This window comes from Achromobacter xylosoxidans, assembly GCF_002192695.1.
In the GTDB taxonomy this organism is placed as follows: Bacteria; Pseudomonadota; Gammaproteobacteria; order Burkholderiales; family Burkholderiaceae_B; genus Achromobacter; species Achromobacter xylosoxidans_C.
In genome coordinates this window covers 66,790-88,322 of the sequence record NZ_MTLG01000076.1, presented here as the reverse complement: position 1 = coordinate 88,322, position 21,533 = coordinate 66,790, and the positions used below count along the sequence as shown (strand labels likewise).

21 protein-coding genes are annotated in these 21,533 nt (G+C 66.8%); 8 read left to right on the top strand and 13 right to left on the bottom strand.

Annotated elements, in window-relative coordinates:
- Nucleotides 1–24: 24 nt before the first annotated feature.
- The 3 genes from BRO63_RS16810 to BRO63_RS16800 all read right to left on the bottom strand — a co-directional run bounded on the left by BRO63_RS16810 (nt 25) and on the right by BRO63_RS16800 (nt 4,118).
- The gene (locus BRO63_RS16810) at nt 25–1,818 is read right to left on the bottom strand and encodes an acyl-CoA dehydrogenase family protein (protein WP_088140862.1); all 1,794 of its coding nucleotides are present in this window, start codon (nt 1,816–1,818) and stop codon (nt 25–27) included.
- Between the two features lie 72 nt (nt 1,819–1,890).
- Entirely contained in the window at nt 1,891–3,117 is a 1,227-nt protein-coding gene (locus BRO63_RS16805; RefSeq protein WP_088140861.1) for a CaiB/BaiF CoA transferase family protein, read from the bottom strand.
- 32 nt (nt 3,118–3,149) lie between these two features.
- Nucleotides 3,150–4,118 carry a Bug family tripartite tricarboxylate transporter substrate binding protein gene (locus BRO63_RS16800; RefSeq protein ID WP_256943332.1) on the bottom strand — a complete coding sequence of 323 codons (969 nt, stop codon included), beginning with the start codon at nt 4,116–4,118 and terminating at the stop codon, nt 3,150–3,152.
- A 195-nt stretch (nt 4,119–4,313) separates the two neighbouring features.
- Between BRO63_RS16800 and BRO63_RS16795 the strand changes: the two genes are divergently transcribed.
- Nucleotides 4,314–5,195 carry a LysR family transcriptional regulator gene (locus BRO63_RS16795; RefSeq protein ID WP_088140860.1) on the top strand — a complete coding sequence of 294 codons (882 nt, stop codon included), beginning with the start codon at nt 4,314–4,316 and terminating at the stop codon, nt 5,193–5,195.
- Between the two features lie 97 nt (nt 5,196–5,292).
- On the opposite strand, the gene BRO63_RS16790 is transcribed toward BRO63_RS16795, so the two are convergent.
- The gene (locus tag BRO63_RS16790) at nt 5,293–6,594 is read right to left on the bottom strand and encodes a D-amino acid dehydrogenase (protein WP_088140859.1); all 1,302 of its coding nucleotides are present in this window, start codon (nt 6,592–6,594) and stop codon (nt 5,293–5,295) included.
- A 135-nt stretch (nt 6,595–6,729) separates the two neighbouring features.
- On the opposite strand from BRO63_RS16790, the gene BRO63_RS16785 reads away from it, so the two are divergent.
- From BRO63_RS16785 to BRO63_RS16765, 5 genes are all read left to right on the top strand, one after another.
- The gene (locus BRO63_RS16785; RefSeq protein ID WP_013394098.1) at nt 6,730–7,197 is read left to right on the top strand and encodes a winged helix-turn-helix transcriptional regulator; all 468 of its coding nucleotides are present in this window, start codon (nt 6,730–6,732) and stop codon (nt 7,195–7,197) included.
- Between the two features lie 127 nt (nt 7,198–7,324).
- Complete coding sequence (locus BRO63_RS16780; RefSeq protein ID WP_088140858.1) at nt 7,325–7,984, top strand: DUF502 domain-containing protein; 660 nt, start codon at nt 7,325–7,327, stop codon at nt 7,982–7,984.
- Between the two features lie 33 nt (nt 7,985–8,017).
- Nucleotides 8,018–8,263 carry an RNA-binding S4 domain-containing protein gene (locus BRO63_RS16775; RefSeq protein WP_059380049.1) on the top strand — a complete coding sequence of 82 codons (246 nt, stop codon included), beginning with the start codon at nt 8,018–8,020 and terminating at the stop codon, nt 8,261–8,263.
- 32 nt (nt 8,264–8,295) lie between these two features.
- Nucleotides 8,296–8,871, top strand: a complete 576-nt coding sequence (locus tag BRO63_RS16770) for a restriction endonuclease (protein WP_088140857.1) — start codon at nt 8,296–8,298, stop codon at nt 8,869–8,871.
- Between the two features lie 13 nt (nt 8,872–8,884).
- A complete protein-coding gene (locus tag BRO63_RS16765; RefSeq protein ID WP_088140856.1) occupies nt 8,885–9,256 on the top strand; it encodes a DUF2784 domain-containing protein in 372 nt (123 codons plus the stop codon).
- Nucleotides 9,257–9,264: 8 nt separating this feature from the next.
- Here BRO63_RS16765 and BRO63_RS16760 read toward each other — a convergent pair whose 3' ends face one another.
- The 3 genes from BRO63_RS16760 to BRO63_RS16750 form a co-directional block, all read right to left on the bottom strand.
- A complete protein-coding gene (locus BRO63_RS16760) occupies nt 9,265–10,392 on the bottom strand; it encodes an acyl-CoA dehydrogenase family protein (RefSeq protein WP_088140855.1) in 1,128 nt (375 codons plus the stop codon).
- Nucleotides 10,393–10,522: 130 nt separating this feature from the next.
- Entirely contained in the window at nt 10,523–12,340 is a 1,818-nt protein-coding gene (locus tag BRO63_RS16755) for a glycoside hydrolase family 15 protein (RefSeq protein WP_088140854.1), read from the bottom strand.
- Nucleotides 12,341–12,343: 3 nt separating this feature from the next.
- Nucleotides 12,344–13,165: a glucose 1-dehydrogenase gene (locus tag BRO63_RS16750; protein WP_088140853.1), complete on the bottom strand. Its 822-nt coding sequence runs from the start codon at nt 13,163–13,165 to the stop codon at nt 12,344–12,346.
- Nucleotides 13,166–13,325: 160 nt separating this feature from the next.
- Between BRO63_RS16750 and BRO63_RS16745 the strand changes: the two genes are divergently transcribed.
- A complete protein-coding gene (locus tag BRO63_RS16745; protein WP_088140852.1) occupies nt 13,326–14,420 on the top strand; it encodes a sensor domain-containing diguanylate cyclase in 1,095 nt (364 codons plus the stop codon).
- Nucleotides 14,421–14,479: 59 nt separating this feature from the next.
- On the opposite strand, the gene BRO63_RS16740 is transcribed toward BRO63_RS16745, so the two are convergent.
- The 6 genes from BRO63_RS16740 to BRO63_RS16715 form a co-directional block, all read right to left on the bottom strand.
- Nucleotides 14,480–16,210, bottom strand: coding sequence for an ABC transporter substrate-binding protein (locus BRO63_RS16740; RefSeq protein ID WP_088140851.1), 1,731 nt, complete (start codon nt 16,208–16,210; stop codon nt 14,480–14,482).
- Between the two features lie 116 nt (nt 16,211–16,326).
- Nucleotides 16,327–16,635 (bottom strand): DUF2160 domain-containing protein, encoded by a 309-nt coding sequence (locus tag BRO63_RS16735; RefSeq protein ID WP_054453883.1) that lies wholly within the window; start codon nt 16,633–16,635, stop codon nt 16,327–16,329.
- A 26-nt stretch (nt 16,636–16,661) separates the two neighbouring features.
- Nucleotides 16,662–17,474, bottom strand: a complete 813-nt coding sequence (locus BRO63_RS16730) for a carbohydrate ABC transporter permease (protein WP_088140850.1) — start codon at nt 17,472–17,474, stop codon at nt 16,662–16,664.
- Nucleotides 17,467–18,357, bottom strand: coding sequence for a carbohydrate ABC transporter permease (locus BRO63_RS16725; RefSeq protein WP_088140849.1), 891 nt, complete (start codon nt 18,355–18,357; stop codon nt 17,467–17,469). Before BRO63_RS16725 ends, BRO63_RS16730 begins: the two co-directional genes overlap by 8 nt.
- A complete protein-coding gene (locus tag BRO63_RS16720; protein WP_088140848.1) occupies nt 18,354–19,442 on the bottom strand; it encodes an ABC transporter ATP-binding protein in 1,089 nt (362 codons plus the stop codon). Before BRO63_RS16720 ends, BRO63_RS16725 begins: the two co-directional genes overlap by 4 nt.
- A complete protein-coding gene (locus tag BRO63_RS16715; RefSeq protein ID WP_088140847.1) occupies nt 19,442–20,527 on the bottom strand; it encodes an ABC transporter ATP-binding protein in 1,086 nt (361 codons plus the stop codon). The genes BRO63_RS16720 and BRO63_RS16715 overlap by 1 nt, the downstream gene beginning before the upstream one ends.
- Nucleotides 20,528–20,738: 211 nt before the next feature.
- Between BRO63_RS16715 and BRO63_RS16710 the strand changes: the two genes are divergently transcribed.
- Nucleotides 20,739–21,530, top strand: a complete 792-nt coding sequence (locus BRO63_RS16710; protein ID WP_013394120.1) for a DeoR/GlpR family DNA-binding transcription regulator — start codon at nt 20,739–20,741, stop codon at nt 21,528–21,530.
- The last annotated feature ends 3 nt before the right edge of the window (nt 21,531–21,533 follow it).

The following is a 21,533-nucleotide window of genomic DNA, read 5'->3' as shown; positions in this document are numbered from 1 at the left end:
AGCAAGACCCCTGCCGCGGCCCCCTCAGGATGACAAAGCCAGCATCGGCACGACCTGCGCCAACGTCAACGGCTCATCTTGCAGCATCAGCCTGTCTCCCTGCGTTTCCCCGTCCGCGCCGACGCCGCGCAGCGGATCGGCGGGAAGCAGGTAGTGGCGCAACACCGCGTCGGCAAGCAGCAGACGCCGCGCATCCACGCCGGGCCGGCAGCTTTCCCAGGCCATGAACACAGCCGCCGACGCGTAATAGAGCGCGGATGCCGCGCGGCGCACCTGCGCTTCGTGTCGTTCGTCCGTCCCGACGTCCTGGGCCAGGCTGACGGCCCGGCCCAGGCAATCCCGCAATATTGAGCGCCAGGCGACGGGCAAGGCGGTCGCCTCCTCGAGCTTGCTTTCCAGCAAGGCGGCCAGCGCCTCATGCGCCCGATCCTTGCGCACGGCCCGCTGGATCGCGTCGAGCGCATTGATGTTGCTGGTGCCTTCCCAGAGCACGCCGATATGCGCGTCGCGGACCAGCCGGGCATTGACGAAGTCCTCGATGTAGCCGTTGCCGCCGCGTATCTCCATCGCGCCCGTCGCCACGGCGATGTTGTCCCGGCAGGTGCGCAGCTTGAGCAGCGGCGTCAGCAACCGCAGGACCTGCGCGGCGGCCGGGTCGCCGTCCTGGGCGCGCCGCATGATGTCCGCCGCCGCCATGACCATGGACAAGGCCGCTTCCGTCGGCGTCAGCAGTTTCAGCAGCTGGCGGCGCAGCAGCGGATAGGCCATGACATCGCGTCCGAACGCACGCCGATGGCGCGCGGCCAGCATCGCCTCGTTCAGGCAGCGCCGCATCATCGCCGCCGCGCGCACGCCGTGCGACAGCCGCGACAGGTTGACCTGCTCCATCATGTGCTTGAGCCCCTGATCCGCTTCCCCCACCAGGTATGCCTGGGCGCCCTCCAGCCGGATTTCGCCGCTGGCCATCGAACGCGTGCCCAGCTTGTCCTTCAGCCGCACGATGCGATAGGCGTTGCGGCTGCCGTCTTCCAGGCGGCGCGGCATCGCGAACAGGGCCAGGCCGCGCGTGCCTCCAGGCGCGCCTTCGGGGCGGGCCAACAGCAAGGCGACGTCCGCGTCGGTGTGCGAGCAGAACCATTTTTCCCCATGCAGGCGCCAGACCCCGTCGGTCTGGCGGGCAACGGTTTCCAGGGCTCCCACATCGGATCCGCCGGTCTTCTCCGTCATGAATTGCGTGCCCTTCCAGAGCACCGCCGGGTCGCTGGACAGCATGCGCGGCAGCAGTCTTTCCTGCAGCGCCGGACTGCCGAATTTCCTGATCAGGTGTATCGAGGTATCCGATACGCTGATCGGGCACATCTGGCCGAACTCGGCCTGGACGAACAGGTATTGCAGCGCGTACTTCGCCACGGGCGGCAGCGGCGCGTCGCAGCCCAGCACGCCGGCGCGATGGCTCATGGCATGGAACTGGAAATCCGCGAACGCGATATGTTCCATCTCCTGGTAGGCCGGGTGGTACTCGATCCAGTCTTCGTCCTCGCCCCAGCGCGTGCGCGCATGCAGCACGGGCGGATACTTGTCCGCCACGGTCGCCAGGGTATTGAGACGCCCCCCCGCCAATTGCCCCATGCGCTGGAACTGCGGCAGCAACCGCGCATGCGCGGCGGCGGGCAGGTACAGCCTCAGCAGATCCTGCAGGCCCCGATCCAGCGCGTAGAAGTCCAGGCCCGCGCAGTCGGGCGCAAGAAAATGGGAGCTCTGGGAGGACCGCTCGGGACGCGGGGGGACGTATTCATCGTATCTGGCTGAGAATGGCATGGACAGCTCCTGGAGGTCGTGGGCCGACGCCGCGCCAGTAGCGGCGCGGATGCGGGCGTCGGCAATGGGAAATCAGATGACGCCGGCAGCGCGCAGTTGCGTCAGCGCGGCGTCCGACAAGCCGAGACGCTGCGTCAGCACGTCCCGGGTGTGCTCGCCCAGCACGGGCGGACCCGCGGCATGGTCCAGCGGCGTCGCCGAAAACCGCATCGGGCTGGCGATGGCCGGGCAGGTTCCGCCCGTCGACAAGGGCAGATCCACGCGCAGGCCGCGGTGCACGACCTGCGGGTCGGCGAACGTCTCGGCATACGTGTTGATCGGGCCGCTGGGCACCCCCGCAAGTTCCAGCCGCCGCTGCCACGCCGCGCTGGTGTCCGTCTTCATGATTTCAGCCAGCAGGGGCAGCAGCGTGTCGCGATGGGTCAGACGCCCGCTGACCTTGGCATAGCGCGGGTCCTGCGCCAGGTCCGGCCGCTGGATCTCCTGGCAATAGGCCGCGAACTGGCTGTCGTTGCCCACGGCCACGATCAGGCGTCCATCCTGCGTGTCGAACACCTGGTATGGCACCGCGTTGGCGTGCGCGTTGCCATAGCGCCTGGGCGCCTTGCCGGACACCAGGTAATTGACGGCGGGGTTGCTGCCGAACGCCAGCACGCAGTCCAGCAAGGCCATGTCTATGTGCTGGCCCTGCCCGCTGCGTTCGCGCCAGGCCAGGGCCGCGGCAATCGCCAGGCTGGCGTACATGCCCGTCGTGATGTCCGCCACCGCCACCCCCACTTTCTGCGGGCCGCCCCCCGGCAGTCCATCCGCCTCGCCCGTGACGCTCATGAGGCCGCCCATGCCCTGGAAAATGAAGTCGTAGCCCGGCCGGTGGCGATACGGCCCTGTCTGCCCGAAACCCGTGATCGAGCAATAGACCAGCGCGGGATTGTCGGCGCGCAGGTCTTCGTATCCCAATCCATAGCGCGCCAGCGTGCCGACCTTGTAGTTCTCGACCAGCACATCGGAATCCGCGGCCAGGCGGCGAATGATGTCCTGGCCTTCGGCGGTGGAGATATCCACGGTCACGGACTTCTTGCCGCGATTGGCCGACGCGTAGTAGCCGGAATCCTCGCGCGGCCGGCCCCCGGCATCGGGCATCCAGGGCGGTCCCCAGCCCCGGGTGTCGTCACCCGCGCCGGGACGCTCGATCTTGGTCACGTCGGCGCCCAGGTCGGCAAGATTCTGCGTGCACCAGGGTCCTGCCAGCACGCGTGTCAGGTCCAGCACGCGGATGTGCGAAAGCGGTTTGATGGTCATGTGTCTCGGGTCTCGATGCCGGTGCGGCGCGGTTAATCGATGCGGATGTTGGCGTCTTTGATGACCTGCCCGTAGCGCGCGCTTTCCTCGCGCATGTAGGCGCTGAAGGCGTCGCCGAAGTAACCCACGGGCTCTCCCCCGGAACGCAGCAGGGCTTCCCGCACGTCGGCCTGGGCCATGATCTGCTCGATCGCGCCGCTCAGCGACTTGACGATGGCGGGCGGCGTGCCCGACGGCGCCAGGATGCCGACCCAGGCGGACATCTTCATGTCCGGATAGCCCAGTTCCGCCGTGGTCGACAACTGCGGCAGCACCGCGGAGCGCTTGTCGCTCATGACGGCCAGCGCGGTCAGCTTGCCCGCCTGGATCTGTGGCAAGCCCGTGAACGCGGGCTCGAACGTGACGGAGACTTCGCCGCCCATCACCGCCGCCTTGGCCGGCGCGCTGCCTTTGTAGGGCACGTGCAGCAGATTGACCTTGGTCCTGGACCTCAGCATCTCACCCGCCAGATGCGCCGTCGAACCAGCGCCGTACGAGGCGTAGCTGAACTCGCCCGGCCTGGCCTGGGCCAGCTGCACGAACTGTTCCAGCGTCTGCGCGGGGACCTTGGGATTGACCACGATGACGCTGGGCGTGGTCGCGACCAGCGCAATCGGCGCAAAGCTCTTGACCGCGTCATAGGGTAGCTTCGGGTACAGCCAGGGGTTGATCGTCAGCGTGGTGTTGGTCGCCGCCAGCAAGGTGTAGCCGTCGGGCTTGGCATTGGCCACCATCTCGGCGCCAATGATGGTGGCGGCGCCCGCCCGGTTTTCCACGATCACCGGCTGGCCCAGCCGTTCTCCGAGCTTCTGGCCGATGACGCGCGCCACCACGTCGGTCATTCCGCCCGCCGCGTACGGCACGATGAGACGGATGGGCATGCGGGGATAGTCCTGGGCTTGGGCGGCGGTGGCGGCCAGCAATGCGCTGGCGGCCAGCGCGATAAGGCTAGGGATGCGCAAAATAGTCTCCTTGGGGGATCGATCGCGGGTCTTTGCCCGGATTCACGGCCGCGTGTGTCCGCGGTGAAACCCATTATTGGCAGCGCGATTTTTCGCGTCCAATATATTTTTTTGTGCTATTCATACCGATGTTGGATCAATCTTTTGCGGCTTGCGCGCGCGGTCCAACACCCTTCCCTCACTCCGCGAGGCCCCATGGATCTGCGTCAACTCCGCTACTTCGTGGCCGTTGCCGAGGAGCTGCATTTCGGCAGGGCCGCCAAGCGCCTGTCCATCAGCCAGCCGCCCCTCAGCTTCAACATCCGCCAGCTGGAAGCCTCGCTGGGCATGGAGCTGCTGCGGCGCACCACCCGCGAAGTGGCGCTGACCGAGGCCGGCAAGGTGATCTATCGGGAAGCCTTGAAACTGCTGGCGCTGGCGCGCGATGCCGAGGAACAGGCGCGGCGCGCGGCCAAGGGGGAAAGCGGCGCCGTGCATATCGGCTTCGTGGGCTCGTCGTTCCTGACGCGGCTGGCATCGGATGTACGGGCTTATGCCGTAGCGCGCCCGGAGGTCGAAGTGGTCCTGTACGAACTCAGCAGCTATGAGCAGATCGACGCGCTGCAACGCGGCCAGATCGACATCGGGATCGTGCATCCCCGGGTGCTGCCTGCCGGCGTCGCGTCGCGCGTGCTGCACCGCGAGGACTTCGTCTGCCTGCTGCCGGCAACGCATCCGCTGGCTCAACGGGAGGCGATCGACGCGCAGCAGCTGCAACACGACGACTTCGTGCTGTTTCCCCGGGATTTCTCGCCGGGCTACTACGACAAGATATTGGCGCTGTGCCTGCAGGCCGGCTTCACGCCGCATATCCGCCACAAGGTGCGGAACATGCTGACGATCGCCACCTTGGTGTCGCACGAGTTCGGCGTGTCCCTGGTCCCGGCCTCGCTGGGGAAAGTGCAATTGCCCAACCTGGCCTGCCGCCCGCTGACGCATGCGTCCACCCCGTCGGACCTGCGCGGCATCTGGCGCCACGACGAACAGCAGCCCGCGGTCCTGGCCATGCTGGAGCAATTGGCGGCGCCACAGCCGTGAACCCGGCGCCCCAGAACACAGCGGCCCGGCCGGCATACTGCGCCGGGCGGGCCGCGGCAAGCCTGGCTCAAAGCTCAGGCCGAGGAAACGTCAAAGGTCAGGCGCTCTTGCCGTCCAGCACCAGCGCCTGGCTGGACGCCGCCTTGCGGTCGTAGCGCGACAGGCCCAGCCCGTCCGTGCGTATGGCCGGGCGCTGGCCCATGACCAGGTCGGCCACCAGCTTGCCGGAGCCGCAGGCCATGGTCCAGCCCAGCGTGCCGTGGCCAGTGTTCAGGTACAGGTTGCCGTAGCGGGTGGCGCCGACCACGGGCGTGCCGTCCGGCGTCATGGGACGCAAGCCGGTCCAGAACTCGGCCTGGGCCACGTGGCCGCTGCCGGGGAACAGGTCGTTGACGACCAGCTCCAGCGTCTTGCGGCGGGCGTCCTTCAGGCGCAGGTCGAAGCCCGCGATCTCGGCCATGCCGCCCACGCGGATGCGCTGGTCGAAGCGCGTGACGGCGATCTTGTAGGTCTCGTCCAGGATGGTCGAGACGGGCGCCGCGGATTCGTCCGCCATGGGGATGGTGAGCGAATAGCCTTTGAGCGGATACACCGGCAGGTCCAGGCCCAGCGGGCTGAGGAAGTCGCGCGTGTAGCTACCGAAAGCGGCGACGTAGCGGTCGGCGGTCAGCACTTCGTTGCCCACCCGCACGCCGGTGATCTGGCCGCCGGCCGTGTTCAGGCCCGACACCGTCTGGCCGAAACGGAACTCCACGCCCAGGCCCTTGGCCATTTCGGCCAGGCGCGTCGTGAACAGCTGGCAGTCGCCGGTCTCGTCATTGGGCAGGCGCAGGCCGCCCGACAGCTTGTGCAGCGAACGCGCCAGCGCGGGCTCGGCCGTCACCAGGCGGCTGCGGTCCAGCAGTTCGTAGGGCACGCCCACTTCTTCCAGCACGGCGATGTCGCGGCGGGCGGCTTCCAGCTGGGCCTCGGTGCGGAACAGCTGCAGCGTGCCGCGGGTGCGCTCTTCGTAGTGGATGCCGGTGGACTGGCGCAGTTCGCGCAGGCAATCGCGGCTGTACTCGGACAGGCGCAGCATGCGTTCCTTGTTCACCGAGTAGCGCTCGGCCGAACAATTGGCCAGCATGGACGCCATCCATTTCAGCTGGAACAGGCTGCCGTCCAGGCGGATGGCCAGCGGCGCGTGCTTCTGGAACAACCACTTGATGGCCTTCAACGGAATCCCAGGCGCGGCCCAAGGCGTGGAATAACCCGGCGAAACCTGTCCCGCGTTGGCGTAGCTGGTCTCCTGCGCCGCCGAGGGCTGGCGGTCCAGCACCGTGACTTTGGCGCCCAGCCGGGCCAGGTAATAGGCGGTGGTGGTGCCGATGACGCCGCTGCCGAGGACGATGACGTGCATGATTCTTTCCGATGATTGGATTTGTTCAGGAATTTCGGTAGTCTATGGGCCTCTCAGCAGTGAAAAGCACTGAAGATTTTTCTTTGGCAGTGCTTTTTCCCGCCCCCCTCCTGTTTTTCGATCGCCAAAAGTGAAATGCGCGAGCTAGACCGTATCGACCTGAAAATCCTGGATATCCTGCAGCGGGAAGGCCGCATTTCCGTGACTGAACTGGCCGACCGGATCAGCCTGTCCGCCACCCCCTGCTCCGACCGCGTCAAGCGCATGGAGCGCGAAGGCGTCATCACGGGTTACCATGCGCGCGTCAATCCGGCGGCGCTGGGCAAGAACCTGCTCGTCTTCCTGGAGATCAAGCTGTCGGCCAAATCCGGCGACGTGTTCGACAAGGTCAAGAAAGAGCTGCTGTACGTGCCCGAAGTCATGGAATGCCATCTGGTGTCCGGCGACTTCGACTATCTGGTCAAGGCCCGCCTGACTGAAATGAACGAATACCGCCGTCTCCTGGGCGAAATCCTCAAGCGCCTGCCCGCGTCCGCCGAATCGCGCAGCTACGTGGTCATGGAGGAGATCAAGGAGACCTTGTACCTGCCCGTGGACCGCTAGGCGCGCCCCGCCTTGGCGGCTTGCACGCCGATTGTTACCGGTCGGGCCCGCGCCGGCTGCTATGCTGGCGGCCCTTCGGCGCGTGCCTATGCCGCGTAATCCGACCCTAATTTATTTGCCTATGTCTATGAGCCGTCTCTATAAATACTTCTTCCGTGGCCTGATCACGGTCCTGCCGCTGGCCCTGACAATCTACCTGCTGTACATCTTCCTGGCCTGGACCGAAGCCGTCGCGCTGACCTTCCTGCGCCCCTTCATCGGCGGCTTCTACGTGCCTGGCATGGGCCTGGCGCTTGGGATCCTGGGCATCCTGGCCATCGGCTACCTGGTGTCCAAGGAACGCGTGCAGCGCGTGCTGGTGCTGCTGGAAATGCCCTTCACCAACCTGCCGGTGGTCAAGAGCATCTACTCGTCGCTGAAAAGCTTCGCGGACTATTTTTCGCCCAGCTCCAAGAACACCGCCCAGCAGGTCGTGGTCCTGCGCATACCGGGCCAGCAGCTGGAACTGGTCGGCCTGGTCACGCGCCGCAACATGGAAGGCCTGCCCGAAGGCTTCAGCCAGGGCGAGCGCGTGGCCGTCTATCTGCCCATGGGCTACATGATCGGCGGCTACACCGTGTTCGTGCCGCAGGAATGGGTCCAGCCCATCCAGATGTCGGTCGAGGAAGCCATGCGCTCGTCCCTGATCGCCTGGATGGCGCGCGCCGAAACCAACAACAACCGTCCCGCCGCGCAGGAGCCGCCCGCCGCCGCGCAGGACGGCGCCAACGGCGGCGGCCAGGCCTGAGCCCCCCGCCCTCACCTCTACGAAACTCACGCTATGCCCATCATCGAATTCACGCTGGCCGAAGGCAGCCCCTATATTGAAGTGAACCAGCTGCTCAAGGCCACCGGCGTGTGCGACAGCGGCGGCGCGGGCAAGATGCTCGTGGCCGAAGGCCACGTCAGCGTGGGCGGCGTGGTCGAAAGCCGCAAGACGGCCAAGATCCGCGCCGGCCAGATCGTGACCTGCGGCGACGTGCGCATCGTCGTGCGCGGCCCCGACGCGGGCGGCCAGGACGCCTGAAGCCCTCAAATCCAGCCTGACCGCGAGCCGCCATGAAATTCAAGATGTCCCAGAACTCCATCTTCGCCGTGCTGCTGCGCTCGCCCTGGTGGATGAGCGCCGGCGTGGCCGTGCTGCTGTCGGCCGCGGGCTTTGCCGCGCTGCCCCTGGAGTACGCCGCGATGGGCGTGTTCGCCGCGGTGCCGTTCGCGGTCATCGCCATCATGGCGGCCTACAAGCAATTGCGCTCGCCCTCGGGCGCGCGGGTGCAGGCCGTGGCCGAAGCCGCCGCCGGCATGTCCTGGGCCGACTTCTCCAAGACCGTCGAGGCCGGGTTTCGCCGCGACGGCTGCGAAGTCGAACGCCTGCAATTGCCCGGCGCCGATTTCGCGCTGACCAAGGACGGCCACGTCGCCCTGGTCAGCGCCAAGCGCTGGAAGGCCGCCCGCGTCGGCGTCGAACCGCTGCGCGAACTGCAGGCGGCGCGCGAAAAGCGCGGCGCCCGCGAGGCCATCTATATCGCCTTGGGCGAGGTCTCCGACAACGCGCTGCAGTACGCCAGGTCGCAAGGCGTGTCGCTGATGACGGCGCCCGAACTGGCCAAGCTGCTGCGGGACCTCAAACCCTGAGGCGGACACGGCCATGAGCTACCGCCTGCTCGCCGACCTGGTGCTCATCGTGCATGGCCTCTTCGTCGCCTTCGTGGTGTTCGGCGGGCTGCTGGCGCTGTGGAAGCGCTGGATCGCCTACCTGCACCTGCCGGCGCTGGCCTGGGGCGCGCTGGTCATAGGAATGGGCTGGATCTGCCCGTTGACGCCGCTGGAGATTTCGCTGCGCCAGCAGGCCGGCCAGCAGGGCTATGGCGGCGGCTTCATCGAACACTATGTGCTGGCGCTGATCTACCCCGAAGGCATCACCCGCGGCACGCAGATCGTGCTGGCGGCCTTGCTGATCGTGGGCAACATCATCGTCTACGCGCTGTGGGCGCGGCGCGGCCGGCGCCAGCCGGCCTAGCCTTTGGTTTACAGGGCCCGGGCGATCACCAGGCGCTGGATGTCGCTGGTGCCTTCATAGATCTGGCAGACGCGCACGTCGCGGTAGATGCGTTCCACCGGAAAGTCCTTCAGATAGCCGTAGCCGCCCAGGGTCTGGATGGCGGCCGAGCAAACCTTCTCGGCCATCTCGGAGGCAAACAGCTTGGCCATGGACGCCTCGGTCAGCGCGGGCCTGCCGGCTTCGCGCAGCGCCGCGGCGTGCAGCACCATCTGGCGCGCCGCATGGATCTGCGTGGCCATGTCGGCCAAGCGGAACGCGACCGCCTGATGCTCCATGATGGGCTTGCCGAAGGCCTGGCGGTCGCGCGCATAGTCGCGCGCGCACTCGTAGGCCGCGCGCGCCATGCCCACGGACTGGGAAGCGATGCCGATGCGCCCGCCCTCCAGGTTGGACAGGGCGATCTTGTAGCCCTCGCCCTCCGCGCCCAGCCGGTAGGCGGCCGGGATGCGCATGTCCTCGAACGCGATCTGGCAGGTGTCCGAGGCGTGCTGGCCCAGCTTGTCCTCGACCCGCAGCACCTTGTAGCCCGGCGTATCGGTGGGCACGATGAACGCCGAGATGCCGCGCTTGCCGGCCTCGGGGTCGGTCACGGCGAACACGATCACGACCTGGCCGCTGCGCCCCGACGTGATGAACTGCTTGGCGCCGTTCAGGATGTAGTCGTCGCCGTCGCGGCGGGCGCGGGTGTGCAGGCTGCTGGCGTCCGACCCGGCCTGCGGCTCGGTCAGCGCAAATCCGCCGATATGCTCGCCGGTCGCCAGCGGCCGCAGGAACTGCTCTTTCTGGGCGTCGGTGCCGAACTTCAGGATGGGCATGCAGGCGACCGAGTTGTGCACGCTCATGATGGTGGAGCAGGCGCCGTTGCCGGCCGCGATTTCCTCCAGCGCGACCGCATACGAGACATAGCCGCTGTCGTTGCCGTCCCAGGCTTCGGGCACCAGCATGCCGAAAAAGCCGAGCTGCGCCATTTCGGCAATGGCGTCGGCCGGATAGTGATGGTCGCGGTCCCAGGCCTCTGAATTGGGCGCCAGGCGCTCCTGCGCGAAGCGGCGCGCCATTTCCTGGACGCTGAGCTGTTCTTCGGTCAATAACATCGTTGTGTCTCCTGGATGCGGTGGCTGCCGACGCGCGGCTTGCTCTGTTCTGCAGTACGGCCCGCCTGGGGCGGCCGTCAGATCGCCAGAATACACCGGGTCGGCGCGCGCTGGACGCCGCTGCGCGCGCCTATTCGCGCGGCGCGTCCTGCTCGGCGCGTTGGCGCGCCGGACCGCTCGCGCGGCTCAGGTTGTAGGCGGTATTGACCAGCCCGATGTGCGAAAACCCTTGCGGAAAATTGCCCACCAGGCGGCGCCGGCCGACGTCGTATTCTTCCGCCAGCAGTCCCAGGTCATTGCGCAGCGCCAGCAGACGCTCGAACAGGCGCTCGGCGTCGGCGATGCGACCCTGCATGACGTAAGCGTCGGCCAGCCAGAAACTGCAGGCCAGGAACACGCCTTCCTCGCCCGGCAGCCCGTCGCCCGCATGCTGGGTGGAGTAGCGCAGCAGCAGGCCGTCGCGCAGCAGCTCGCGCTCGATGGCGCGCACCGTACCCGTCACGCGCGGATCGTCCGCGGGCAGGAATCCCACCTGGGGGATGAGCAGCAGGCTGGCATCCAGTTCCTCGGATCCGTAGCTCTGCACGAAGCTGCCGCGCGCCTGGTTGTAGCCGTGCTTGCAGATGTCCGCGCGGATGCTGTCGGCCAGGCGCTGCCATTCATCGCGCGGCCCGCGCAGCCCGAAGCGTTCGCAGGACTGCACCGCGCGGTCGAAGGCAACCCAGCACATCAGCCGCGAATGCGTGAAGGCGCGGCGCTCGCCGCGCACTTCCCAGATGCCGTGGTCCAGGTCCTGCCAGCGGTCGCGCAGCGGCTCCAGCAGCACCTTCTGCAGGCGCCAGGCCTCGGCCAGGGGCGCCAGGTCCGCGGCCCGCGCGGCATACAGGGTTTCGATGAGCTCGCCGTAGACATCCAGCTGGCTCTGGCCAGCGGCGCCGTTGCCGCGGCGCACGGGCAGGCTCCCCTCGTACCCCGGCAGCCAGGGGATTTCCAGTTCGGGCAGCCAGCGTTCGCCGGCGATGCCGTACATGATCTGCAACTGGTCGGGATGCCCGGCCACTGCGCGTAGCAGCCATTGGCGCCAGGCCTCGGCCTCTTCCCGGTAGCCGGCATTGAGCAAGGCGTACAGGGTCAGGGCCGAATCGCGCAGCCAACAATGCCGGTAATCCCAGTTGCGGCTGCCGCCCAGTGCTTCCGGCAGCGAGGTAGTGGGCGCGGCGATGATGCCGCCGGTGGGCTGGAAGGTCAGCAGCTTCAAGGTGATCAGCGAGCGCACCACGGCGTCCCGCCCTTCCCCGCTGCCCTCCCAGCGGCAGCGCTTGGCCCATTCCTGCCACCAGGAGATGGTGCGGTCCATGCTTTCCACGCGGTCCGGCACGAAATGCGGCGTGCGGTGCGAACGGTGATAGGACAGCGTGAACGGCACCACGCGGCCCGGATGCACCGTGAAGCGCGCCGTGGTCGTGAGTTCGTGTCCGGCCAGGTCCACCGGGGTGTGCAGCTCGACCGCATCGGGACCTGCGATGGCGCTCAGGCCGTAGTCGCGCCGGCGCACCCAGGGCACGGCCTGCCCATAGTTGAAGCGCAGCACCATTTCCATGTCCATCTGCACGTGGCCGGATTCGCCGCGCACGATGCGCACCACGTCGGCGCGCTCATCGTCGTCGCTCAAGGGCATGAAATCGTACAGCAGTGCCGTGCCGGAGCTGGTCTCGTAGCGCGTTTCCAGCACCGCGGTATCGGGCACGTAGCGGCGCGATACGGTGCAGTTGCGCGCGTGCGGCGCGATGCGCCAGTGTCCGTGCCGCTCGTCACCCAGCAGCGCCGCGAAGCACGCGGGCGAATCGAAGTGCGGCAGGCACAGCCAGTCGATGGAGCCGTCGCGCGCCACCAGGGCGGCCGACAGCATGTTGCCGATCAATCCGTAGTCTTCCAGGGGCTTGGACATGGCCTAGCCCGCGCCCCGGAATTCGGGATACAGCGTCATGCCGCCGTCGACGAACAGGGTCGTGCCGGTGACGTAGTCGGACGCATCGCTGGCCAGCCACACCGCCGCCCGCGCCACGTCTTCGGGCTCGCCGATGCGGCCATAGGGAATCAGCTGCAACAGCCGGGCCAGGCTTTCCGGCGTGTCCCAGGCCGGCTGGTTGATGGCCGTGCGTATGGCGCCCGGCGCAATCGAATTGACCCGTATCCGGGCCGGCGCCAGTTCCTGGGCCAGGGATTTCATCAACATCGACACGCCGCCCTTGGACGCCGCGTAGTTCACCTGGAAGGCCCAGGGGATGACCTCGTGCACGGAACTGATGAAGAGGATGTTGCCCGCCGCCAGGCCCTGCCGCGCCGGCAGCTCCGGCTGCGACGGGAACAGCCTGGCCGCGGCGCGCGCGCACAGGAAGTGCCCCGTCAGGTTGACGTCGATGACGCGCTGCCAGTCGGCCAGCGTCATGTCCGCGATCGGCGCGGAGTGCTCCACGCCTGCGTTGTTGACCAGGATGTCCAGCCGCCCGTAGTGCTGCAGCGCCTGCGCAAACAGGTGCTCGACCTCGGCCTCTTTGCTGATGTCGGCGGCTGCGGTGACCGCCGAACCGCCCTGGCGCTGGATCGCTTCGGCCACCGCCGCGGCCCGCGCCTGCGAATCCCCGCCCGCGCGATGATTCACCACGACCCGCGCACCGGCCGCCGCCAACCCGATTGCCGTGGCCCGGCCTATGCCGGAGGATGCGCCTGTCACCACGGCCACCCGGCCGCGCAGTTCGCTCGCATGCTGCATGCCTGCCTCCCTGGCGGCCGCTACGCATCGAGCCCGGCCGCCGCGTGTAGAACGTCCAGGGTAGCCCTGCGCGCAGGTTCCATGCAAGCCGCCGCGCAGCGTGCATAATGACGGCTATGCCGGCCCGCGCTCCTCACGGAGCGACGGGCCGCAGGTCCATATGTCCACCCATATGCCCATGCTTCCTGGAGACGCCGTGCTGGATCCGATACTTGCAGAACTGTCGACCACCCTGCCCGAGGCCAAGTCGGTCGAACAGCTGACGCGCCCGCTGCTGGACATGCTGGGCGCGGTGACCGGCCTGGAGTCCACCTATCTCACATCCATCGACCTGAAGGCCGATCTCCAGCACGTCCGCTATGCGCGCAACGCCGGCAAACTGCAAATCCCCGAAGGCCTGTCGGTGCCTTGGGAGGACACCCTGTGCAAACGCGCGCTGGACGAAGGCCGCATGTGCACCAGCGACGTCTCCAGCTGCTGGCCGGACTCCGACGCGGCCCGGCAGCTGGGCATACAGACCTATCTGAGCGCCCCCGTGCGCACCGACGACGGCGGGCTGTTCGGCACCCTGTGCGCCGCCAGCGCCACGCGCCACCGGATCGAGCCGCAGGCGGAATCGGTGCTGAAGCTGTTCTCCAGCGTGATCGCCCGCTTCCTGGAACGCGAAATGCTGATGGAGCAGCTGCACGCCGCCAACGTCCAGCTCATGTCCTACGCGCTGACCGATACGCTGACCGGCCTGCCCAACCGCCGCGCGCTCTATGAAGCGCTGGACCGCCTGCAGGCGCGCGCGCTGCGCGAAGGCGGCAGCGTGCTGGTCGGGGTGATCGACCTGGACGGATTCAAGAGCATCAACGACGTCTACGGCCACCAGCAAGGCGACGCGTTCCTGCAGGAAGTGTCGCGCCGTATCTCCGCGGCTCTGCGCGGCTCGGACATGCTGGGGCGCATCGGCGGCGATGAATTCGTGTTGATCGGGCCGGGTCCGGCCCTGGCCTCTGACGGCGGGCCTCATGGCGTGCACGCGCCGCGCGGCGATGCCGAGGAAGCGGCGCGCTCCCTGGAAGAGCGCGCCACCGCCGCCACCGTGGGCCGCTACCAGCTCGGCGACGAAACCGTCCCGTACGAAGGCGCCAGCGTCGGCGTGGTGGCGCTGGACCCGCGCGGCCTGGACGCCGAAGCCGCCGTGCGCCTGGCCGACGCCCGCATGTATGAAGTCAAGCGCGCGCGCAAGGCGGCGCGCGTCATACACTGACGGGCAAAAAAAGACCCGGCGCGATGCCGGGTCCAGGCCGTCCGCGGCGTTCGGCCGGCTTACCTCACCTTGCCCTGCTTCCAGGCGTCCAGCAGCTTCTCATAGGCGATCGTCTCGCCCTTGGGCTTCTCGTTGGCCAGTTTCTTCCACGGCGCGTGCTGGTCCGACAGCCACTTGCTGGGGTCGCTCTTGGGATTGAGCTTGGGCGCGCACTGCGCCATGCCGGCCCGCTCCAGCCGCGCCATGACCTGGTCCATTTCATTGGCCAGGTTGTCCATGGCGGCCTGCGGGGTCTTTTCGCCCGTGACCGCGGTGGCGACGTTCTTCCACCACAGCTGCGCCAGCTTGGGATAGTCAGGCACGTTGTTGCCGGTGGGCGTCCACGCCACGCGCGCCGGGCTGCGATAGAACTCGATCAGGCCGCCATAGTTGGCCGCGTTCTTGGTGAAGAACTCGCTGTTGATGTCGCTGTCGCGGATGAAGGTCAGGCCGGTGATGGACTTCTTCAGCGACACCGACTTGGACGTGACGAACTGCGCGTACAGCCAGGCCGCGGCCATCTTGTCCGGATTGGTGGACTTGAAGAAGGTCCATGAACCCACGTCCTGGTAGCCGTTCTGCATGCCGTCCTTCCAGTACGGGCCATACGGCGACGGGGCCATGCGCCACTTCGGCGTGCCGTCGTCGTTGACCACCGGCAGGCCCTTCTTGGTCATGTCGGCGGTGAAGGCCGTGTACCAGAAGATCTGCTGGGCGATCTGGCCCTGCGCGGGCACCGGGCCGGATTCCGAGAAGGTCATGCCCATGGCCTGCTGGGGCGCGTACTTCTTCATCCAGTCCACGTACTTGGTCAGGGCATAGACGGCGGCCGGGCTGTTGGTGGCGCCGCCGCGCGCAACGGATGCGCCGACCGGCGTGCACTTGTCGTCCGCCACGCGGATGCCCCACTCGTCCACCGGCATGCCGTTGGGCAGGCCCTTGTCGGCCGCGCCGGCCATCGACAGCCACGCGTCGGTGAAGCGCCAGCCCAGCGACGGGTCCTTCTTGCCGTAGTCCATGTGGCCGTAGACCTTCTTGCCGTCCAGTTCCTTGACGTCGTTGGAGAAGAAGTCGGCGATGTCCTCGTAGGCAGACCAGTTGGTGGGCACGCCCAGCTCGTAGCCGTACTTGGCCTTGAACTTGTCCTTCAGATCCTGGCGCGCGAACCAGTCGGCCCGGAACCAGTAGACGTTGGCGAACTGCTGGTCGGGCAGCTGGTAGAGCTTGCCGTCGGGCGCGGTGGTGAACTTGGTGCCGATGAAGTCCTTGAGGTCCAGATTGGGGTTGGTCCATTCCTTGCCCGCGCCCGCCATGTAGTCCGACAGCGGCAGGATGGCGCCGTAGCGGTAGTGCGTGCCGATCAGGTCGGAATCCGAAATCCAGCCGTCGTAGATGGATTTGCCGGACTGCATCGAGGTCTGCAGCTTCTCGACCACGTCGCCTTCCTGGATCAGGTCGTGGTTGACCTTGATGCCGGTGATCTCGGAAAACGCCTTGGCCAAGGTCTTGGACTCGTACTCGTGCGTGGTGATGGTTTCGGACACCACGCTGATTTCGTTCACCCCTTTGGCTTTGAGTTTCGCGGCGGCGTCGATGAACCATTTCATCTCGGCCATCTGCTGGTCCTTGGACAGCGATGAAGGCTGGAACTCCGAATCGACCCACTTCTTCGCTTCCGGTTCGCCAGCCCAGGCCGCCGAAGTCCCGATCAGGGCGATGGCGGCCGCCATGGCGTGCATGCGCAATTTCATGACCTGTCTCCTCGATAACTCTTCCCCATCGTTTGCTGCGGACCGCTGGCCGGGGAAGAGGCTGGCCGATAGTCCTTACCAAGCGCTTGAATACGCGAGGGGTCTGGCGCCCCTCTTCAACCTTTCCGCATGACGAATGCCAGCAGCAGCATGGACGCGATGAAGCTGATCCACACTGATGGCGGCTCGTCCAATGAAAACCATTCCGCCGCCTTCTGGCCGAATCCCAGGAATGCCAGGTTGAGCCAGGCCGCGGCCATCAGGCCGATGAAGAGGCGGTCGCCACGGGTGGTGCGCAGGGGCAGGAAGCCCTTGCGCTCGGCCGTGGGCGATTTCAGTTCCCATACCGTCATGCCGACCAGCATCAGCACGATGCAGGAAAAGAATACGGCGACGGGAGTGGTCCATACCATCCAGCTGAACATGAGTGCGCTCCTGCTATCCCTTGCCGCTACACCCGGCCCATCGCGAAGCCCTTCGCGATGTAGTGCCGCACGAACCAGATGACGATGCCGCCGGGCACGATGGTCAGCACGCCCGCCGCGGCCAGCACGCCCCAGTCCATGCCCGAGGCCGACACGGTGCGGGTCATGGTGGCGACGATGGGCTTGGCGTTGACCGAGGTCAGCGTGCGCGCCAGCAGCAGCTCCACCCAGCTGAACATGAAGCAGAAAAATGCCGCCACGCCCACGCCCGACTTGATCAGCGGCAGGAAGATGGTCAGGAAAAAGCGCGGGAAGGAATAGCCGTCGACATAGGCGGTCTCGTCGATCTCGCGCGGCACGCCGGACATGAAGCCCTCCAGGATCCAGACCGCCAGCGGCACGTTGAACACCAGGTGCGCAAGCGCCACGGCCAGGTGCGTGTCCATCAGGCCGAAGGAGCTGTAGAGCTGGAAGAACGGCAGCAGGAACACCGCGGGCGGCGTCATGCGGTTGGTCAGCAGCCAGAAGAAAACGTGCTTGTCGCCGATGAAGCGGTAGCGCGAGAAGGCGTAGGCCGCGGGCAGCGCCACGGCCAGCGAGATCACCGTGTTGATGACCACGTAGATCAGCGAATTGATGTAGCCCGAGTACCAGGCCGGGTCGGTGAAGATGGTGCGGTAGTGCTCGAAGGTGAAGTCGCGCGGCCACAGCGTCAGGGTGCTGACGATCTCCGTGTTCGTCTTGAACGACATATTCAGCATCCAGTACAGCGGCAGGATGGCGAAGATCAGGTACAGGGTCAGGAAGACGCCGCGCCAGCGGGAACTTTTCTCACGCATTTGCACGCTCCTCGTCGAAACCGCCGGTGGTGCCGGCGCGTTGCATCCAGTTGTAGAGGATGAAGCACAAGAGCAGGATGATGAGGAAATAGATGATGGAGAACGCGGCCGCTGGCCCCAGGTCGAACTGGCCCACCGCCTTCTGCGTCAGGTATTGCGACAGGAAGGTGGTGGCGTTGCCCGGCCCGCCGCCCGTCAGCACGAAGGGCTCGGTGTAGATCATGAAGCTGTCCATGAAGCGCAGCAGCACCGCGATCATCAACACGCCGCGCATCTTGGGCAGCTGGATGTAGCGGAACACCGCCAGGCGCGACGCGCCGTCGATGCGGGCGGCCTGGTAGTAGGCGTCGGGGATGGCGCGCAGGCCCGCGTAGCACAGCAGCGCCACCAGCGGCGTCCAGTGCCACACGTCCATGACCAGCACCGTGACCCAGGCGTCGACGTCGTTGCCGGTGTAGTTGTAGTCCACCCCCAGCCAGGACAGCGTGGCGCCCAGCAGGCCGATGTCGGTGCGTCCAAACACCTGCCAGATGGTGCCGACCACGTTCCAGGGAATCAGCAGCGACAGCGCGATGATCACCAGCACGGCGGACGCGCGCCAGCCGCTGGCCGGCATGGACAAGGCCAGCAGGATGCCCAGCGGGATCTCGATGGCCAGCACCGCCAGCGAAAAGCCGATCTGGCGGAACAGCGCGCCGTGCAGTTCTTCATCCTGCAGCACGGCGGCGTACCACTCGGTGCCGACGAAGACGCGGCGTTCGGGCGAGATGATGTCCTGCACCGAGTAATTGACGATGGTCATCAGCGGCAGGATGGCCGAAAACGCCACGCACAGCACCACGGGCAGGACCAGGAACCAGGCCCGGTGATCTATGGGTTTCATCGGATCAGCTCCTCGTCGCGGTAAAAGCAGGTGTGCGGATTCAGCACCGACAGCCAGACCGTGCCGCCGGCCGCGGCCGGGACGATGTTGCTGCCCAGCCGGGCCCGCACCGGCGTGCCCTCGAAGTCCGCCACCAGCAGCGTGTAGGTGCCCACGTCCTGCACCCGCTCCACGCGCATGGCCAGGGCGCCGGGCGCGCCCGGCTCGGTGATGCGCAAGTACTCCGGACGCACACCCAGCTTCACGGGACCCGCGCCGTCCAGCTTTGCCGCCATCTCCGCCGGCACCCCGGCGACGCGGCTCTTGCCCACTTCTAGCCCGCCGTCGCGCCACTGCGCCGGCAGGAAGTTCATGCCCGGCGAGCCGATGAAATGGCCCACGAAGGTATGCGCCGGCCGCTGGAACAGGTCATCCGCGCTGCCCACCTGCACCGCCCTGCCGCGCGCCATCACCATGACCTCGTCGGCAAAGGTCAGCGCCTCGGTCTGGTCGTGCGTCACGTAGATCAGCGTCAGCTTGAACTCGTGGTGGATTTCCTTGAGCTTGCGGCGCAGTTCCCATTTGAGCTGCGGGTCGATCACGGTCAGCGGCTCGTCGAACAGAATGGCCGATACGTCGCTGCGCACCAGTCCGCGCCCCAGCGAGATTTTCTGCTTGGCGTCGGCGGTCAGGCCGCTGGCGCGCCGGTCCAGCACCTGCGACATCTCCAGCATCTCGGCGATGCGCCCGACGCGTTCGCCGATGAGCTTAGGCGCCATGCCGCGGTTGCGCAGCGGAAACGCCAGGTTCTCGGCCACGGTCATGGTGTCGTAGACCACCGGGAACTGGAACACCTGGGCGATGTTGCGCGCCTGCGGGGTCTTGTCCGTGACGTCCTGGCCGTCGAACAGGATGCGCCCGTGCGACGGCCGCAGCAGGCCCGACACGCAATTGAGCAGCGTGGTCTTGCCGCAGCCCGACGGCCCCAGCAAGGCGTAGGCTCCGCCATTCTTGAAGGTGAAGGAAAGCGGCAGCAGCGCGTAGTCCTCGTCGGTCTTGGGGTCCGCCACGTAGGAATGGGACAGGTCCAGCTCGATCTGCGCCATCAGGCCGTCTCCCCCGCGCCCGCCGGCTGCCGCGGCGCCGCCAGCAACGCGCCGCCCGCGCCGAAGGCATAGGTCTGCGCCGGGTCGAAATAGAACTGCAGGCGGTGGTCCAGCGTATAGCGGTGGACCCCGGGCAATTGCGCCACCACGTCGCCCGCCGCCGTCTGCGCGTGCACGAAGGTGTCGGACCCGGAGATCTCGGCCAGCTTCACCACCCCAGGCAGGACCACATGGCCCGGCCTCGGCTCCACGTCCAGGGCGCCGGCGCGCAGGCCGGCGGTAATGTCGGTATCGGCGCCTTGCGGCAGCGCCCGCTCCACCGCCAGATCCCCCTGCAGCACGAAGCCGGACGCCGTGCGGCGCGCGGCAAACAGGTTCATGGGCGGATCGCTGAAGGCGCGCGCCACGCGTATGGAATTGGGCCGGTGAAAGACCTCGGCGGTCGGCCCGTATTGCAGCAGTTCGCCCGCGTCCAGCACCGCGGTGTGGCCGCCCAGCAACAAGGCCTCGCCCGGCTCAGTCGTGGCGTAAACGACCGTGGAGCGCCCTTCGGCGAACAATTCGGAAAGTTCGTCGCGCAGTTCCTCGCGCAGCTTGTAGTCCAGGTTGACCAGGGGTTCGTCCAGCAGGATGAGCGGCGCGTCCTTGGCCAGGGCGCGGGCCAGCGCCACCCGCTGCTGCTGTCCGCCGGACAGCTCCGAGGGGTAACGCTCCAGCAGATGGTCGATGTGCAGCCGCGCCGCCATGGCGCGGACTTTTTCGCCGATGTCCGCCGCCCCGCGCAGCTTGAGCGGCGAGGCGATGTTGTCGTAGACCGACATGGACGGGTAATTGATGAACTGCTGGTAGACCATGGCGACGTTGCGCTGGCGCACCGGCACGCCCGTGACGTCGGCGCCGTCGACCAGCACGCGGCCTTCGGTGGGCCGGTCCAGCCCGGCCATGATGCGCATCAGCGAGGTCTTGCCCGCCAGGGTGGCCCCCAGCAATACCGTCATGGCGCCCTCGACCGGGGCCAGGCTCATGGGATACAGGTGCGTCTGCGAGCCGGCCCGCAAACCTACCCTGTCCAAGTTCAGCTGCATCTGGTCTCCTCTACCTACTTATACGTCCCTGTTTTTTCACGGCGGACTTCGGTATTCGGTACAGCGGCTCGGCCTGCATTCAAGCGAACAACAGGATGAGCATACTCTTTCAGATAGCTTTCGTTTATTGTGCGTTTTACTCAAGAAGCGAACAAAAAACAATCTTGCAGCGCGTCATTATTTTTCGCTTTTGTTGTTTTACTATACGAACATGACACTGAACCCCAGACAGAGCGCGCTGATCGAAATGGTGCGGGCCCAAGGCTCGGCCTCGATCGAGGAACTCGCCAAACGCTTTGACGTCACGCTGCAGACCGTGCGGCGCGACGTCAATATCCTGTCCGAAGCCGGCTTGCTGTCGCGCTTCCATGGCGGCGTGCGCATCGAAGCGTCCACCATCGAGAACATCGCCTACCGCAAGCGCCAGGGCCTGCACGCCGCCGGCAAACAGCGCATCGCCGAAGCCGTGGCGCGCGCCGTCCCCGACGGCTGTTCGCTGATCCTGAACATCGGCACCACCACCGAAGCCATTGCGCGCGCCCTGCTGCGCCACCGCGGCCTGCGCGTCATCACCAACAATCTGCACGTCGCCGACATCCTGTCGGACAACCCGGACTGCGAGGTCATCGTGGCCGGCGGCGTGGTGCGTTCGCGCGACCGCGGCATCGTCGGCGAAGCTACCATGGACTTCATCCGCCAGTTCAAGGTCGACATCGGCCTGATTGGCATCTCCGGCATCGAGGCCGACGGCACGCTGCGCGATTACGACTTCCGCGAAGTGCGCGTGGCGCGGACCATCATCGAACAGTCGCGCGAAGTCTGGCTTGCCGCCGACAGCAGCAAATTCAAGCGCCAGGCCATGGTGGAACTGGCGCACATCTCGCAAATCGACCGCTTCTTCACCGACGCGCATCCGCAAGAGCCGCTGGCGCAAGTCCTGCTGGACGCCGGCGTGCGCTGCGACGTGGCGGCCGCCCCGAATACCTTGAAGCAAACACCTTGAATC

What these genes read in the sequence shown, in the direction of transcription:
- BRO63_RS16740 (WP_088140851.1), bottom strand. Translation starts at nt 16,210, where the DNA reads ATGAAATTGCGCATGCACGCCATGGCGGCCGCCATCGCCCTGATCGGG.
- BRO63_RS16710 (WP_013394120.1), top strand. Translation starts at nt 20,739, where the DNA reads ATGACACTGAACCCCAGACAGAGCGCGCTGATCGAAATGGTGCGGGCC.
- BRO63_RS16770 (WP_088140857.1), top strand. Translation starts at nt 8,296, where the DNA reads ATGAAATTCAAGATGTCCCAGAACTCCATCTTCGCCGTGCTGCTGCGC.
- BRO63_RS16765 (WP_088140856.1), top strand. Translation starts at nt 8,885, where the DNA reads ATGAGCTACCGCCTGCTCGCCGACCTGGTGCTCATCGTGCATGGCCTC.
- BRO63_RS16780 (WP_088140858.1), top strand. Translation starts at nt 7,325, where the DNA reads ATGAGCCGTCTCTATAAATACTTCTTCCGTGGCCTGATCACGGTCCTG.
- BRO63_RS16720 (WP_088140848.1), bottom strand. Translation starts at nt 19,442, where the DNA reads ATGGCGCAGATCGAGCTGGACCTGTCCCATTCCTACGTGGCGGACCCC.
- BRO63_RS16810 (WP_088140862.1), bottom strand. Translation starts at nt 1,818, where the DNA reads ATGCCATTCTCAGCCAGATACGATGAATACGTCCCCCCGCGTCCCGAG.
- BRO63_RS16760 (WP_088140855.1), bottom strand. Translation starts at nt 10,392, where the DNA reads ATGTTATTGACCGAAGAACAGCTCAGCGTCCAGGAAATGGCGCGCCGC.
- BRO63_RS16725 (WP_088140849.1), bottom strand. Translation starts at nt 18,357, where the DNA reads ATGAAACCCATAGATCACCGGGCCTGGTTCCTGGTCCTGCCCGTGGTG.
- BRO63_RS16730 (WP_088140850.1), bottom strand. Translation starts at nt 17,474, where the DNA reads ATGCGTGAGAAAAGTTCCCGCTGGCGCGGCGTCTTCCTGACCCTGTAC.
- BRO63_RS16790 (WP_088140859.1), bottom strand. Translation starts at nt 6,594, where the DNA reads ATGCACGTCATCGTCCTCGGCAGCGGCGTCATCGGCACCACCACCGCC.
- BRO63_RS16775 (WP_059380049.1), top strand. Translation starts at nt 8,018, where the DNA reads ATGCCCATCATCGAATTCACGCTGGCCGAAGGCAGCCCCTATATTGAA.
- BRO63_RS16750 (WP_088140853.1), bottom strand. Translation starts at nt 13,165, where the DNA reads ATGCAGCATGCGAGCGAACTGCGCGGCCGGGTGGCCGTGGTGACAGGC.
- BRO63_RS16755 (WP_088140854.1), bottom strand. Translation starts at nt 12,340, where the DNA reads ATGTCCAAGCCCCTGGAAGACTACGGATTGATCGGCAACATGCTGTCG.
- BRO63_RS16715 (WP_088140847.1), bottom strand. Translation starts at nt 20,527, where the DNA reads ATGCAGCTGAACTTGGACAGGGTAGGTTTGCGGGCCGGCTCGCAGACG.
- BRO63_RS16745 (WP_088140852.1), top strand. Translation starts at nt 13,326, where the DNA reads ATGTCCACCCATATGCCCATGCTTCCTGGAGACGCCGTGCTGGATCCG.
- BRO63_RS16795 (WP_088140860.1), top strand. Translation starts at nt 4,314, where the DNA reads ATGGATCTGCGTCAACTCCGCTACTTCGTGGCCGTTGCCGAGGAGCTG.
- BRO63_RS16735 (WP_054453883.1), bottom strand. Translation starts at nt 16,635, where the DNA reads ATGTTCAGCTGGATGGTATGGACCACTCCCGTCGCCGTATTCTTTTCC.
- BRO63_RS16785 (WP_013394098.1), top strand. Translation starts at nt 6,730, where the DNA reads ATGCGCGAGCTAGACCGTATCGACCTGAAAATCCTGGATATCCTGCAG.
- BRO63_RS16805 (WP_088140861.1), bottom strand. Translation starts at nt 3,117, where the DNA reads ATGACCATCAAACCGCTTTCGCACATCCGCGTGCTGGACCTGACACGC.